Annotated in this window: 12 protein-coding genes, 2 tRNA genes and 1 pseudogene; 6 read left to right on the forward strand and 9 right to left on the reverse strand. The window is 67.9% G+C overall.

Translation table 11 applies throughout. The features are described 5' to 3' along the window. Window positions 1-23: 23 nt before the first annotated feature. Window positions 24-96 (reverse strand) — tRNA-Glu (locus ACZZ93_RS03360). 153 nt (window positions 97-249) lie between these two features. Between ACZZ93_RS03360 and ACZZ93_RS03365 the strand changes: the two genes are divergently transcribed. Together ACZZ93_RS03365 and ACZZ93_RS03370 are read left to right on the forward strand one after the other, a co-directional pair. Continuing rightward, window positions 250-888, forward strand: a complete 639-nt coding sequence (locus ACZZ93_RS03365; protein ID WP_463510463.1) for an MBL fold metallo-hydrolase — start codon at window positions 250-252, stop codon at window positions 886-888. 1 nt (window position 889) lies between these two features. Then, on the forward strand, window positions 890-1,693 hold the full coding sequence (locus ACZZ93_RS03370; RefSeq protein WP_463510464.1) for an aminoglycoside phosphotransferase family protein: 804 nt from the start codon (window positions 890-892) through the stop codon (window positions 1,691-1,693). Between the two features lie 70 nt (window positions 1,694-1,763). On the opposite strand, the gene pepN is transcribed toward ACZZ93_RS03370, so the two are convergent. Then, complete coding sequence (gene pepN / locus ACZZ93_RS03375) at window positions 1,764-4,247, reverse strand: aminopeptidase N (protein WP_463510465.1); 2,484 nt, start codon at window positions 4,245-4,247, stop codon at window positions 1,764-1,766. A gap of 82 nt (window positions 4,248-4,329) precedes the next feature. Between pepN and ACZZ93_RS03380 the strand changes: the two genes are divergently transcribed. Both ACZZ93_RS03380 and ACZZ93_RS03385 read left to right on the forward strand, forming a co-directional pair. After that, window positions 4,330-4,776, forward strand: coding sequence for a MarR family winged helix-turn-helix transcriptional regulator (locus ACZZ93_RS03380; RefSeq protein WP_053095875.1), 447 nt, complete (start codon window positions 4,330-4,332; stop codon window positions 4,774-4,776). 35 nt (window positions 4,777-4,811) lie between these two features. Beyond that, window positions 4,812-5,668: pseudogene (locus tag ACZZ93_RS03385) on the forward strand (3-hydroxyacyl-CoA dehydrogenase). Window positions 5,669-5,674: 6 nt separating this feature from the next. Here ACZZ93_RS03385 and ACZZ93_RS03390 read toward each other — a convergent pair. Then, window positions 5,675-6,634: a DNA topoisomerase IB gene (locus ACZZ93_RS03390; protein WP_431739069.1), complete on the reverse strand. Its 960-nt coding sequence runs from the start codon at window positions 6,632-6,634 to the stop codon at window positions 5,675-5,677. A gap of 194 nt (window positions 6,635-6,828) precedes the next feature. On the opposite strand from ACZZ93_RS03390, the gene ACZZ93_RS03395 reads away from it, so the two are divergent. Further along, window positions 6,829-7,650 (forward strand): hypothetical protein, encoded by an 822-nt coding sequence (locus ACZZ93_RS03395; RefSeq protein ID WP_072591174.1) that lies wholly within the window; start codon window positions 6,829-6,831, stop codon window positions 7,648-7,650. Between the two features lie 52 nt (window positions 7,651-7,702). On the opposite strand, the gene ACZZ93_RS03400 is transcribed toward ACZZ93_RS03395, so the two are convergent. Continuing rightward, window positions 7,703-7,774: transfer RNA gene (locus tag ACZZ93_RS03400), tRNA-Gln, on the reverse strand. Between the two features lie 149 nt (window positions 7,775-7,923). Continuing rightward, window positions 7,924-9,429 carry a glutamate--tRNA ligase gene (gene gltX, locus ACZZ93_RS03405; RefSeq protein WP_056278639.1) on the reverse strand — a complete coding sequence of 502 codons (1,506 nt, stop codon included), beginning with the start codon at window positions 9,427-9,429 and terminating at the stop codon, window positions 7,924-7,926. A 173-nt stretch (window positions 9,430-9,602) separates the two neighbouring features. Between gltX and ACZZ93_RS03410 the strand changes: the two genes are divergently transcribed. Beyond that, entirely contained in the window at window positions 9,603-10,847 is a 1,245-nt protein-coding gene (locus tag ACZZ93_RS03410; RefSeq protein WP_463510466.1) for an acyl-CoA dehydrogenase family protein, read from the forward strand. Window positions 10,848-10,934: 87 nt separating this feature from the next. Here the strand turns inward: ACZZ93_RS03410 and ACZZ93_RS03415 are convergent, their stop codons facing one another. Genes ACZZ93_RS03415 through ACZZ93_RS03430 form a run of 4 tightly spaced genes read right to left on the reverse strand, consistent with a single transcriptional unit; the run spans window position 10,935 to window position 13,723 of the window. Then, a complete protein-coding gene (locus tag ACZZ93_RS03415) occupies window positions 10,935-11,273 on the reverse strand; it encodes a hypothetical protein (RefSeq protein ID WP_463510467.1) in 339 nt (112 codons plus the stop codon). 55 nt (window positions 11,274-11,328) lie between these two features. Further along, a complete protein-coding gene (locus ACZZ93_RS03420) occupies window positions 11,329-11,697 on the reverse strand; it encodes a class I SAM-dependent methyltransferase (RefSeq protein ID WP_463510468.1) in 369 nt (122 codons plus the stop codon). After that, complete coding sequence (locus ACZZ93_RS03425; RefSeq protein WP_463510469.1) at window positions 11,694-12,950, reverse strand: MFS transporter; 1,257 nt, start codon at window positions 12,948-12,950, stop codon at window positions 11,694-11,696. Before ACZZ93_RS03425 ends, ACZZ93_RS03420 begins: the two co-directional genes overlap by 4 nt. Further along, a complete protein-coding gene (locus tag ACZZ93_RS03430) occupies window positions 12,947-13,723 on the reverse strand; it encodes a fumarylacetoacetate hydrolase family protein (protein ID WP_187249545.1) in 777 nt (258 codons plus the stop codon). Before ACZZ93_RS03430 ends, ACZZ93_RS03425 begins: the two co-directional genes overlap by 4 nt. Between the last annotated feature and the right edge of the window lie 74 nt (window positions 13,724-13,797).

The following is a 13,797-nucleotide window of genomic DNA, read 5'->3' on the forward strand; positions in this document are numbered from 1 at the left end:
GAACCGAGGGCTTTCGCTTGTTGTGACCCCAGCGGGATTCGAACCCGCGTTACCGCCGTGAGAGGGCAGCGTACTAGGCCGCTATACGATGGGGCCGTCTGGCGGAACGTTTCCGTGCCGCGACAACTGTTCAAGTATGCCACGACGATTCTCACGTCGCCAAATCGAGCGGGACGGTCTTCAGATCCCGGGCGTGGCGCACCTGCCGAGGGGTTTGCCACGGCGCCCCTGAAGGAGTTGACTCATCTCATGCGCGTCACCAAATTCGAACATGCCGCTCTTCGCATCCAGCAGGGCGATGACGTCCTTCTCCTCGACCCGGGCTCGTTCACCTCTCCCCTGAACGATCTCTCGGGTCTCGTCGCTGTCGTGATCACTCACGAGCACCCCGACCATTGGACCCCCGAGCACCTGGATCGGATCCTGCGCGCAGCCCCCGGCACCCCGATCTACGCCCCGGCGGGCGTCGCGCGCGCGGCCGACGGCTATGACATCTCCGTGGTCGCTCCGGGCGAGACGGTGGAGGTCGGTGCGTTCACGCTCCGCTTCTTCGGCGGCACGCATGAGGTGATCCACTCGTCACTGCCGGTGGTCGAGAACGTCGGCGTGCTGATCAACGATGTCTTCTACTATCCGGGCGACTCGTACGCGATCCCCGAGGGCGTCGAGGTCGGCACTCTCGCGGCACCGCTCGGCGCGCCGTGGCTGAAGATCGGCGAGGCCATGGACTACGTCCTGGCCGTGAAACCACGGCGGGCGTTCGGCACTCACGACATGACGCTGTCCGTCGCGGGCAAGACGATGCACCGGCAGCGGCTGCAGTGGGCGACCGAGCAGGGCGGCGGCGAGTTCTCGATAATCGAACCGGGCGACTCGCTCGACATCTGACGTGGCGGACTCCCCCTCTGCCGAGTACTCGCTCGACGAGGGCGGCGTACGAGATCTCCTCCGAAGCACGGACCCCGCCCTCGCCGAGCTTCCGCTGAGGCTGTTCGCCGACGGCTGGGACAACTCGATGTGGCGCCTCGGCTCCGAACTCGCCGTGCGACTGCCTCGACGCGATCTCTCGGTGCCGCTCATCACCCACGAGCAGCGTGCCCTGCGCACGAACGGCCCGGCTCTCGCCGCCGTCGGCATCCGTGCGCCCGTCCCCGTGATCGTGGGCGAGCCGAGCGCGCACTTTCCGCGACCCTGGTCCGTTCTGCCCTGGATCCCCGGAACGACGGCGCTCGCGTCCTCCCGCCCGGACAACGCGACCTGGGCGCCCCGACTCGCGGACGCCCTGCGCGCGCTGCACGTCGCCGCGCCGGTCGATGCTCCCCGCAACCCGGTGCGCGGACGCGCCCTGTCCACTCGAGACGCCGCCATTCGGCCACGTCTGGACGCGTTCGACCGCCGGACGGCACTGCGCGACGCCTGGGTCGCGGCACTCGCAGCGCCGCCCGCATCGGAGCAGGTCTGGATCCATGGCGATCTGCACCCGGGCAACGTGCTCGTCGCCGACGGCACGCTCACCGCGCTCATCGACTTCGGCGATGTCACGGTCGGCGACCCCGCCTACGACCTCGCCTCGGCCTGGATGCTCTTCGACGCCTGCGGCCGAGAGGCATTCCGGCGAGCGACGAGGAGCGTTACGACGACGCCACCTGGACCCGCGCGAGAGGCTGGGCGGCGTACATCGCCCTCGTCCTGATGACTCAGAGCGATGACAGGCCCGAGTACTTCGCCGTCGGAGCGAGCACGGCCGACGCGCTCGAAGAGGACTAGCTCTGCGCGGCTCGAACGCGCAGAGCTCGAGCCAGGTGGTCGCGCTGTTCGATGACGATTCGGCGCAGAGCGGCGGGCGCCGTGTCGTTGTCCGCGAGCCACGCATCCACGGCATCGAGTGTGGGCGAGGCGGGGAAGAGTCCGACCACGAGGCGTTGCGCCAGCTCGATGCTCCGTGTCGCCCACGCATCGCCGATCCGCCCGAAGTACTCGGCATCGAACCTCTCGATGAGATCGCGGCGTCCTCCGGCTCGGAACCCGCCGATCACCGCGTCGAGATGATCGTTGCTGAGCGATCCGTCGTTCCACGCCGCGTCCCAGGCGGCAGCCCGGACGTCCGGTTCGGGACGCGAGGCCAGGGCCCTGCGGGCAGCGGTGCGTCCGCTGCCCGTGTCGTCGGACTCCAGCTCCGCGGCCACCGCATCGGCATCCGCGTGTCCCGTGGTGACGAGGGCGGTGAGGAGCTGCCACCGCAGATCCGGGTCGATCGTGAGCCCGTCGGGGGCATCGCCATGCAGGATCGCGCGGATGTCGTCTGCACGCACATCGTCGAAAGCTGATGCCGATGCGAGCGCACGCGCCCAGGAGAGCTGTGCATCGCTGCCGGCATCGGATGCCTGGAGCGCAGTCCACGCGGTCTCGACCCATGCTGTCAACTCACGCTGTCGCGCGTCATCGCTCGCGTAGTTGCGGATCGCGAAGAGCGTATTCGCGAGGATGCCGGCGAGAAGGCCGATGTTCGACTCCCGCGGAGCGTGGGCACGAACGATCTCGGCGTACCGAGCGACCGCGAGCTCGCCGTCGCGGGTGGCGTTCCAGAGCGATGACCAGATGACAGCCCTGGCGAGAGGATCGTCGAGCGAAGACAGTGATTCCCGCACCGTCGCCAGAGAGGCGTCATCGAGACGCACCTTGGCATAGGTGAGGTCGTCATCATTGAGGAGCACGAGATCCGCAGCCGGGATGACGACCGGTGTCCGCTCGTCGTCGATGTCGAGCGCGATCTGATCGCGACGGACGACCCTCCCGTCGACGCGATCGTAGAGACCGATGCGCAGGCGGTGCGGCCGAGGGTCGCTCTGCATGACGGCGGCGCCGCCGTCGGCATCCCGCTCCACCCACAGCGTCGAGACCCCGGTGGTCTGCAACCAGGCACGCGACCAATCGGTCATGTCCCGCCCGGAGACCGCACTCAACTGCACGAGGAAGTCGTCGAGGGTCGTGTTGCCGAAGGCGTTCGCCGCGAAGTACCGCCGCGCGCCCTCGAAGAACGCCTCGTCGCCGACGAACGCGACGAGCTGCTTGAGCACGGCGGCACCCTTGGCGTAGGTGATGCCGTCGAAGTTCAGCTTCGCCGCCTCGAGATCGGGGATGTCCGCGACGATCGGGTGCGTCGTGGGCAACTGGTCCTGCTGGTACGCCCACGCTTTGCGGTTCGCAGCGAATTTCACCCAGGCGTCGTGGAAGCGCGTCGCCACCGCCGAGGCGTGCGAACCCATGTAGTCGGCGAACGACTCCTTGAGCCACAGGTCGTCCCACCACTTCATCGTGACCAGGTCGCCGAACCACATGTGCGCCATCTCATGCAGGATCGTGTTCGCGCGAGCGGCACGCTGGGCATCCGTGGCGGCCCCTCGCGACAGGTAGGACTCTGTGAATGTCACGAGGCCGGGGTTCTCCATCGCGCCGAGGTTGTATTCGGGCACGAAGATCTGGTCGTACTTGCCCCAGGGATAGGGGTAGGCGAACGCGTCGGTGAAGAAATCGAGACCCTGGCGGGTGATCTCGAGGATCTCGTCCGACTCCAGGTACTGCGCGAGGGACTGTCGCGCGAACAGGCCCAGCGCGATGCGCTGATCGTCGCGCTGCCACTCGCCGTCGACTCGAGCGTAGGGTCCCGCCGCGATGGACGTGATGTAGCTGGAGATCGGAAGCGTAGGAGCGAACTCGACACGTTGCACGCCGACGCCGGCGTCGACGCTGACCGCCGCCTGGTTCGACAGCACCTGCCAACCCGCCGGAGCATCGATCACGAACGTGTAGGGCGCCTTGATGTCGGGCTGCTCGAAGCAGGCCATCACCCGTCGCGAGTCGGCGGGCTCGTACTGCGTGTAGAGGTAGGTGCGGTCATCGACCGGGTCGTGGAACCGGTGCAGGCCTTCGCCGGATCGGCTGTAGCTCGCGACAGCCTCGACACGGACGACGTTCTCGGTCCCGAGGCCGCTCAGCTCGATGCGCGACCCGTCGTAGACGACATCGCGGTCGACGCCGTTGACGACGACCCTCTCGACACTCTCTCCGATGAAGTCCACCCAGGTCGAGTCCGCCGTCGCGGTGAAATCCAGGGTCGTGGTCGTGGAGAACCCGCTGCGTGCCCGCTCCGGTGCACCCGTGAGGTCGAGTTCTACGCGGATGCTGCGCACGGAGACGGCGGCGGATCGCGCCGCGGTCTCCTCTCGAGAGAGATTGGCTGTGTCCATGCCTCCATCCTTTCATCCGCGTTCCCGCCCTGCGGAACCTACGTACGTTGCATTACGCAACAGAAGAGCGTAGAGTTGCGCTATGCAACATGAGACCGGGTCAGACGAACGCCGAACCGACAGCGCCGCCGTCCTGAAGTCGCTCGTCGCCATCACGCGGCGCGGCCTGGTCGACGCCCGCGCGGGAGAGCCGACGCTCTCGATGACCGACCAGTCCATCGTCATGGCGATCGCCGACCAGCCCGGGATCCGGTCGACGGACATCGCCCGGATGTTCCGGCTGAACCGCTCGACCGTTTCGCGTCAGCTGTCCGCACTCATGTCTCTCGGCCTCGTGCAGGAGACCCCTTCGAACTCCGGACGCGGCCGACCGCTCGAGCTGACCGCCGAGGGCGAAGAGGCATTCCGCGGCACACTGCGATCGCTGCAGGACGTCATCGACGCCCATCTCGCGCAGTGGACGGATGACGAGGTGCAGCGCTTCGCGCATGATCTCCGGCGTTTCGACAGCGGCGACGAACAAGCCTGACCACGGCCCACAAGGCCACCAGAGGAAGAAGAGAAATGAAGAACATCACTGTTCTCGGCACCGGCGTGCTCGGATCGCAGATCGCGTTCCAGACCGCCTTCCACGGTTTCGACGTCGTCGCATACGACATCGATCAGTCCGCGCTCGATCGCGCGGCCGAACGATTCGAGGGTCTCGCCTCGCGCTACATCGCAGACGGCGTGGAGAATGCCGCTGACGGCGGCGCGAAAGCCGCGATCGACCGCATCCGGCTCACGTCCGACCTCGCGGATGCAGCCGCTGCGGCTGACCTCATCATCGAGGCGGTGCCCGAGAACCTCGAACTCAAGCAGAGCATCTACCGGACCCTCGCCGACGCCGCACCGGCGACCACGATCTTCGCGACCAACTCCTCGACCCTCCTGCCGAGCGCGCTCGCGGAATCGACGGGTCGCCCCGACCGGTTCCTCGCCCTCCACTTCGCGAACGAGATCTGGTCGCACAACACCGCCGAGGTCATGGGAACCCCCGCAACCGACCCCACCGTCTACGAGACGGTCGTCGAGTTCGCGACGCAGATCGGGATGGTCCCCATCCAGATCAAGAAGGAGAAGGCGGGCTACCTGCTGAACTCGCTGCTCGTGCCCTTCCTCCAGGCCGGGGCCGAGCTGCTCGTCGACGGCATCGCCGAGCCCGCGGACATCGACGCGACCTGGCGGATCGGCACGGGCGCGCCGGCAGGCCCTTCGAGATCTACGACATCGTCGGTCTGACGACCGCCTACAACATCTCGCGCATGGGCGGCGAGAAGCAGCAGCGCTTCGCAGACCTGCTCAAGGAGCAGTACATCGACCACGGCAAGCTGGGGGTCGCGACGGGCGAGGGGTTCTACACCTACCCTCGCGAGAGCTGACGCCCCTCACCGCCCGAGGAGCTTGCGGATGGCAGTCTCCGGCGACACCGACAGGTCGAGAGTGCGACCGCGCGCGTAGAGCCGGAAGACCCGCGGGTCGATATAGCTCCCTCGGGCGACCGCGAGAGTGTTGCCGAGCGCCGACGCCGTGGCCTGCACAGCGAGGCGCTCGGCCCGCCGTCGATCGGTCTTCGTCTCGAGTCGGCCGATCCGCGCCAGCGCGTCCGCCGCGAGGATCGTACCGTGCAGCGTGCGGAAGTCCTTCGCGGTGAACGACGATCCCGCCACCTGCCGTAGATAGTCGTTGACCTCGCTCGAGGTGAGGCGCACCCGGCGACGGCCCTTGCGATAGGCGAGCAGCGGAGCCTTCGGCGAACCGACGGCGAACTCCGACAGCGCCTCGGCGAGCGGCGCATCGGTGATCTCGATCGAGGCGAGCTGCTTGCTCTTCGCAGGGAAGCTGAGCGCGACCGTACTCCCGTCGATCCGCACGTCCCGTCGCCGAAGCGTGCTCAGGCCGCGACTGCCGTGTTTCACCAGGTAACGCTCCGAGCCGATGCGCAGTGCAGCGTCGTCCAGCAGCCGGAAGGAGACGGCGAGGGCGCGGTCACGTGTCAGTCCCGGTTCACCGATGGCACGGGTGACCTTCGCCCTGGCGGCGGGCAGCGCCTCGGCCAGTTTGAGCGCCCGGGCGAACTTGCGCTGATCTCTGCCGGTGCGCCAGAGGGGATGGTAGAGATACTGACGTCTGCCCGCATCGTCTGTGCCGACCGCCTGAATGTGAGCGAGGGGGTCGGCGGCGATCCACACGTCTTTCCACGCGGGAGGTATCGCGAGGTCCCGGATGCGCTCTCGATCGGCCTCGGCCACGGGCGTGTTACCGGCATCGACGTATCGGAAGCCGGAGCCCGATCGCACGCGTCGAATTCCCGGCGTCTCGCCGGGGACGACTCTCGTGAGTGCCATTGGCATCCTCCCTGTCATGCCGCGTCGGGCATCTGCGATCACGATGCCCGGCCCGGCGACGGCAGTGAAGGGCATGGCGCGACACGGGCGCGCTCTGCTAGGCGATATCTCCCTCCGGACGGCATGCTCCGTCGGCAGCGGCATCGCGCCGATCGGATTGTCCGGGCACCCGATGGTCTGCCATCCTCGTGACTATGGCGATGTCATTCGAGGAGTTCCGTGCGTCCCTGACCCGTGCAGATCTGCGCGCCCCACTCGGGTTGCAGCTCACCGACCTCGAAGCCCGACAGGTGGCCGACGACACCGCGTCCGCTCAGAGCTGGTACGCCTACTGGGTGTCGACCCAGCCGACCGCTCCCCCGCCGCCCACGGGCCCCGCATACGACGCACCTCCTCCGGCGTACGACGCACCTCCTCCCGCATACGACACGGCGCCCGTGTACGCCACGCAGGCCCCGGCGCCAGCAGGCCCGCCGGTGTACCCGGGATACACGGCCGCGCCCGACGGCCCTCCGGGTCAGAAGAGGCGTGTCGGTCTCTGGGTGGCGCTCTCGATCGTGGGCGCGCTCCTTCTCATCGCCGCGATCGTCGTGATCTTCGCCTTCGCCACGGCGCGACACTGGACCAAGACCGATGTACCCGAGCAGCCAGAGACCTTCCGCAGCGAGGAGTACGAGACCGGGCGCTACGACGTCACGATGGACGACGTGAACCCCTGCAGCGTGAACCAGGACTGGACGGACTGCACGAACCTCATGGTCGCGACCTACACGGCAGCCTGCGTCGATGTCGAGCTCACCGAGAGCGCGACCCGCCTGTGCGCCGAGTACAGCGCGGCGATAGACGAGATGAAGGCGCAGGACGGCGACGGCTACTTCGTGGCCACGCTCGGCAGCTATGGCAGCCTTCACCGGACGCCTGAGATCGATACACGTCAGGTGTCGAACGACGACTACGAGCCAGCCGTCACGCACGAAGCGGTGTGCTACCTCGGGTTCATCGGAGAGTGCGAGTAGGCACGCGTCCAGTAACGACAAAACCCCCGCCTGAGCGGGGGTTTTTGTCTTGCTGGGGTACCTGGACTCGAACCAAGAACAACGGAACCAGAAACCGCCGTGTTGCCAATTACACCATACCCCAAGGGCGAAACCGGAGTCTCGCACCGAGAGTCAAGCTTACCCGAGCCGCGGCCCTAATACCAAAACGCCGCCGTTCGTCCGGGCGCGTCGCGGGCGGGGATGACGAGGGAGAGCACTCATCGGCGACTCTCCCTCGTCGACCAGGCCGTCTCAGCCGGCCAGGAACTCCGACAGCAACCGGAGCCGTCGCAGCGACTCGTCCTTGCCCAGGAGCTCCATGGATTCGAACAGCGGCGGCGAGATGCGGCGTCCCGTGATCGCGACACGCGGAGGACCGTAGGCGACACGCGGCTTGAGCTCGAGGCTCTCGACGAGCGCCGCTGCGAGAGCCTCCTGAATCTTCTCGGGGGTGAAGTCGGTCACCGGCTCGAGAGCCACCACGCACGCGTCGAGAACCTCGCCGGCGTTCGCAGGGAGCCCCTTGAGCGCGTCGGCGTCATACGAGACGTCGTCGGAGAAGAGGAAGCCGACCATGCCGGGCACGTCGCCGAGCAGCTGCACGCGCTCCTGCACGAGCGGGGCGACCCGGAAGGCGAGCACGAGCTCTTCGTGAGTCGGCTCGTCGAAGAGGCCCGCGGCCGCGAGGTACGGGATCGTCCTCTCGGCGAAGTCCTTCTCGTCGAGCTTGCGGATGTGGTCGCCGTTGATCGACTCGGCCTTCTTCTGGTCGAACCGAGCCGGGTTCGGGTTGACGTCCACGATGTCGAACGCCTCGGTGAACTCCTCGAGCGTGAAGACATCGCGGTCGTGACCGATGGACCAGCCGAGCAGCGCCAGATAGTTCAGGAGACCCTCGTGGATGAATCCGCGATCCCGGTGCAGGAAAAGATCCGCCTGAGGGTCGCGCTTGGAGAGCTTCTTGTTGCCCGTCTCGCCGAGCACGAGCGGCATGTGAGCGAACCGCGGGACGAACGTGGTGACGCCGGCGTCGATCAGGGCCGCGTACAGCGCGAGCTGACGAGCCGTGGAGGGCATCAGGTCTTCGCCGCGCAGAACGTGCGTGATGCCCATGAGCGCGTCGTCGACGGGATTCACGAACGTGTAGAGCGGGATCCCGTTCGGACGCACCACCACGAAGTCCGGGAAGGAACCGGCGGGGAAGGTCACCTCACCGCGGATCAGATCGACGTAGGTGAGGTCCTCGTCAGGCACGCGCAGTCGGAGTGCCGGCTGACGACCCTCCGCGCGGAACGCGTCCTTCTGCTCAGTCGTGAGATCCCGGTCGTGATTGTCGTAGCCGAGCTGCTTCGCGCGTCCGGCCGCCTCGTTGCGGGCGTCGATCTCCTCCGCCGTGGAGAAGCTCTCGTACAGGGCGCCGGAGGCGAGGAGCTTGTCGATCACGCCGCGATAGATGTCGTGACGCTCGGACTGGCGGTACGGGGCATGCGGCCCACCGACCTCGACGCCCTCATCCCAGTCGATCTTGAGCCAGGTCAGAGCGTCGACGAGCTGGCGGAAGCTCTCCTCACTGTCGCGCGCGGCGTCGGTGTCCTCGATGCGGAACACCATCTTCCCGCCGTTGTGGCGGGCGTACGCCCAGTTGAAGAGGGCCGTGCGGACCATGCCGACGTGCGGCAGTCCGGTGGGCGAGGGGCAGAAGCGGACGCGTACGTCGGAGCCGCTGGCGGTCGTGGTGAGGGGGTGCGGGGTAGCCATATCCCCTCGATTCTAGTTGCCGGGTGGCGTCTCGACCTCCCCGATCGCCAGCGGTCGCGGGCCGCTCAGGAGGGGTCACCGTGGGTAACAGTCCCTCACCCTGGGTAACAACCCGCATTCGACGCCGACGCGCTCCTATCGTTGCCGCATCGACCAACCGGAAGGGTGACAACATGACAATCACGGATGCAGTGACGACAGGCCTCAGCGATCGCTGGCGCGGCACGCCAAGACCTCAGACCAGCCTCGAGTGGATCGACCGCGCCGAGGAGGTGGCCGACATCCTCGCGGTGGATGCCGTCGAGCGGGACCGCGCGAATGCGACCCCTCGGGCCGAGGTCCAGCTGCTCAAGGACTCGGGGCTGGTCACCCTGCTCGGCCCTCGCGCCCACGGCGGCGCCGGTGAGAGCTGGGACACCGCCTACAAGGTGATCAGGGCGGTGGCCCGCGGCGACGGGTCGATCGGACAGGTCCTCGGGTATCACTACCTCTGGGCGTGGGCGGCCCGTCTCGTCGGAACCGAAGAGCAGATCGCCGCGGTCGAGGAGCTGTACACCGCGAACGACTTCGTCTTCGGCGGCGCGGTCAACCCGCGCGACTCCGACTTGGTGATCCGCGAAGACGGCGATGATCTCGTGTTCTCCGGGCGCAAGTCCTTCTCGACGGGCGGCCAGATCTCGGACCTGACCGTCCTCGAAGGCGTCCTCGAAGGCACCGAGACGCACATCTTCGCGATCGTCCCCACGGCTCAGGAGGGGATCGTCTTCGGAGACGACTGGGACAACCTGGGGCAGCGACTCACCGAATCGGGCTCGGTCGAGATCCGCGACGTCCGAGTCCCCTGGTCGGCGGCAGCCGGCTTCGTCGACCGGGTGTTCCGCCCCTTGACCTACAACACTCTGAACGTGCCGACCATCCAGCTCGTCTTCGCGAACTTCTACCTCGGCATCGCACAGGGTGCCCTCCAGACGGCATCCGCCTACACGCGATCTGTGACCCGCCCGTGGCCGTACGGCGGCGATGACAAGCAGCACGCGACAGACGAGTGGTATCTGCTCGAAGGCTATGGCGAGCTGGCATCGAAGCTGTGGGCCGACGAAGCGCTGCTCGATGCCGTGGGCGCCGAGATCAGTGCGGTGCTGCACGCCCCGCGCGAAGAACTCACTGCACGTCGACGTGGCGAGATCGCCGTGCGCATCGCGGCGGGGAAGCTGCGCATCGTCGACGACGGCCTGGAGGTCGCCACGAAGATCTACGAGCTCACCGGCGCCAGGGCCTCGGCCAATTCGGTCGGCCTCGACATCTTCTGGCGCAACCTGCGCACGCACAGCCTGCACGACCCGATCGCGTACAAGAAGCGGGAGGTCGGCTACTACGTGCTGCGCAACGAGGTGCCTGAGCCGACCTGGTACACCTGATCGCCGCGATTCAGGTGCTCCTCGGTGCCGCGCTCACGGAGGCGGTCGCGGCACCGGGGAGCCCTGGGCATTCTGCCCTGGGCGGTCTCAGCCTCGCGGCGCGACGGCGACCGCCGCAGAATGCGCCAGCGGCAGGCGTCCGGCGATCGACCGCTCGGCGCACACGAACTCGAAGGCCGCGCGGAACGAGCGCCGACCGGCGTCGTCGAGCGCACGGTAGAACTGACCGGCTCCCCCGACGCCTCCCTCGGCGGACGCCCACAGCGCGGTCGCATCGGCCGACCACGTCCAGGTGATCTCAGACACCTGCGGGCGCGGCCAGCCCGCGTCGTCGAGCATCCTCGCGAAGCCGTCGACGGTGCGCTCGAAGTCCTTCTCCGGCGGCAGTCGCTCCCCGTCGCAGGAATGAGTGCCGCACGCTCGCACACCTCCCGCCAGAGCCAGGTGGGCGAGTTCGTCCAGATCGTCGCCGACACCAGATCTACGGAGACGCGGAGGAGCTCCGCCGCGGATGCTCGGGGTCGGCGACGTGGTTCAGCACGAAGTTCGCCACGACGACGTCGAACTGGCCGTCCTCGAAAGGCAGGTCAGGCAGCGTTCCGTCGCGCACCGGAATCTCGGGATGCTCGCGCAGCGCGACGTCTCGCATCGTCGGCTCGGGCTCGCATCCGGTCGCATCCCAGCCGGCATCGGCGAATGCGGCCGTGAGCATTCCTGTGCCCGACCCCACGTCGAGCAGCGTCCGTTTCCCAGGGGTTCCGAACGCTCCGAGCAGGGCCTCCGCGGTCCCGACGCAGAGCGACGCGTAGGAGTCGGCGTATGCGCGCCCGGTGCCCGTCCAGTCCTTCATCCGCGCGAGCGGCCGAGCGGCGACAGCGCGACGATGGCGATGACGATCACCGATGCCGCGATCCCGAGCCCTGCGTACTGGAAGTTCGCGAGCACCACACCCGCGAGCACAGCGCCTGCTGCGGCCGAGAGGCTCATCAGCGAATCGCTGCGGCCCTGCCTGCGCGTGCGGATCTCGGGGGCACTCGACTCGGTCAGCAGCGCGGCCCCTGCCACCGTCGCCGCGCTCCATCCGAGTCCCAGCAGGATGAGAGCGACGATCACGCCCCACTCCCGATCGTTCGCGAAGACGGCGAAGGCGAGCGCCCCGCCGAGAAGGATCTGACCCAGCAGAACCACGCGCAGCCGGCCCCATCTGTCGGCGAGGATGCCGAAGACGGGTGACAGCGCGTACATGCCTCCGACGTGCAGGGCGATCGTGATGCCCACGAGAGCCGAGACATCGGCCGGGGTGGGCGCCATGCCGTGTGCACCGTGCGCCATGTGGGCGAGGTGGACCGGGGTCATCGCCATGACGGAGGCCATCACCACGTGCGAACCGGCCACCGCGAACATCGCGTAGCGCGCGACCACAGGTCGGTCGGCGACGACGGCGCCCGTCGCCTTCGCGGCCGCCGAGGCGAGCCGCTGCGCTGCCAGAAGCGGGTCGGGCCGGAGCGCCACGAGGTACAGGACGAGCGCGACGCACTGAGCGACGAACGAGAAGGCGTAGGAACCGGTCTGTGGCGGCATGCCGATCGCCGCCCCGACGATCTCCCCCGGCCCCAGCAGCAACGGCCCAGCGACACCGCCGATGGTGGTCGCCCAGACCACGATCGAGAGATCCCTTCCGCGATGCTGCGGTGCGGCGAGGTCGGTCGCGGCGAACCGCGACTGCAGATTGCCCGCATTGCCGGCGCCGATCATCAGGATGCCGACGAGCAGCAGCGGGAACACCCGCAACGACGCCGCGAGGATCACCACCGCGATGCCGACGAGTGCGAAAAGGTTTCCCAAGGTGAGGGCTCGGCGTCGGCCCATCTTGGCAGCCAGGCGCGCGAGCGGGATGGCGCACAGCGCGGCCCCGAGGGTGACCGACGCCGTCGCGAGCCCCGAGAGGGCGTCGCTGCCCGAGATGTCGGCCGCAAGCAGAGCGCCGAGAGACACCGTCGCCCCGAATGCGATCCCGCCCAGCACCTGCCCTGTGGAGAGAACCAGCACGGTTCGCCGCTGCACCGCCGCCTGCTGAGCAGCCGTGAGGGCGACGACGGTCATGATGCGCGCACGGCGTCGCGCACGGTGTTGCGCAGGATACCCAGTCCGGTGATCTCGACCTCGACGGTGTCCCCGGCGACGAACTCCCCCACACCTGCCGGCGTACCCGTGAGGATGACGTCACCGGGGAGCAGCGTGAAGGCCGCCGAGGCATGCTCGATGATCGCCTCGACCGAGTGGATCATGTCGGTGAGCGGCGCCTTCTGCCGCACCTCGCCGTTGACGCGGGTCTCGATCGTCGCGACCGAGGGGTCGAAGTCGGTGCTGATGGTCGGGCCGAGAGGGCAGAAGGTGTCGAAGCCCTTCGCCCGAGCCCACTGACCGTCCTTGCGCTGGAGGTCACGCGCGGTGACGTCGTTGGCGATCGTGTAGCCGAGCACGTGATCGAGGGCATCCGCGGCCTTCACGTTCTTCGCGACCCTGCCGATCACGACAGCGAGCTCACCCTCGTACTCGGTCTGCTCCGAGATCGAGGGGCGCACGATGGCGTCTCCCGGGCCGATGACGGCGGTGTTGGGCTTGAGGAACAGCAGCGGCTCCTCGGGGGCGACTCCGCCCATCTCGGCGGCGTGATCGTGGTAGTTCTTGCCGACGCAGACGATCTTGGAGCGCGGGATCACCGGAGCGAGGATCACCGCGTCCGCGATCGGCACCCGGTCACCCGTGGGCTCGTAGCCCGCGAAGAGCGGATCGCCCGAGAGGACGACGAGGTCGGTGTCATCGACGATCCCGAAGAGGATGGCGTCGTCATGGCTGAATCGGGCGATCTTCATGCCACCAGCCTATCCAGCGTGCTGCACGACGAGACCCCGCTGCACGGAAGCGCAGCGGGGTCTCGAGAGTACGA

Source organism: Microbacterium sp. AC026 (assembly GCF_979258475.1).

Bases quoted from the DNA above. Each gene is read 5' to 3' on its own strand.
- ACZZ93_RS03365 (WP_463510463.1), top strand. From the start codon at position 250: ATGCGCGTCACCAAATTCGAACATGCCGCTCTTCGCATCCAGCAGGGC.
- pepN (WP_463510465.1), bottom strand. From the start codon at position 4,247: ATGGACACAGCCAATCTCTCTCGAGAGGAGACCGCGGCGCGATCCGCC.
- ACZZ93_RS03380 (WP_053095875.1), top strand. From the start codon at position 4,330: ATGCAACATGAGACCGGGTCAGACGAACGCCGAACCGACAGCGCCGCC.
- ACZZ93_RS03390 (WP_431739069.1), bottom strand. From the start codon at position 6,634: ATGGCACTCACGAGAGTCGTCCCCGGCGAGACGCCGGGAATTCGACGC.
- ACZZ93_RS03395 (WP_072591174.1), top strand. From the start codon at position 6,829: ATGGCGATGTCATTCGAGGAGTTCCGTGCGTCCCTGACCCGTGCAGAT.
- gltX (WP_056278639.1), bottom strand. From the start codon at position 9,429: ATGGCTACCCCGCACCCCCTCACCACGACCGCCAGCGGCTCCGACGTA.
- ACZZ93_RS03410 (WP_463510466.1), top strand. From the start codon at position 9,603: ATGACAATCACGGATGCAGTGACGACAGGCCTCAGCGATCGCTGGCGC.
- ACZZ93_RS03420 (WP_463510468.1), bottom strand. From the start codon at position 11,697: ATGAAGGACTGGACGGGCACCGGGCGCGCATACGCCGACTCCTACGCG.
- ACZZ93_RS03425 (WP_463510469.1), bottom strand. From the start codon at position 12,950: ATGACCGTCGTCGCCCTCACGGCTGCTCAGCAGGCGGCGGTGCAGCGG.
- ACZZ93_RS03430 (WP_187249545.1), bottom strand. From the start codon at position 13,723: ATGAAGATCGCCCGATTCAGCCATGACGACGCCATCCTCTTCGGGATC.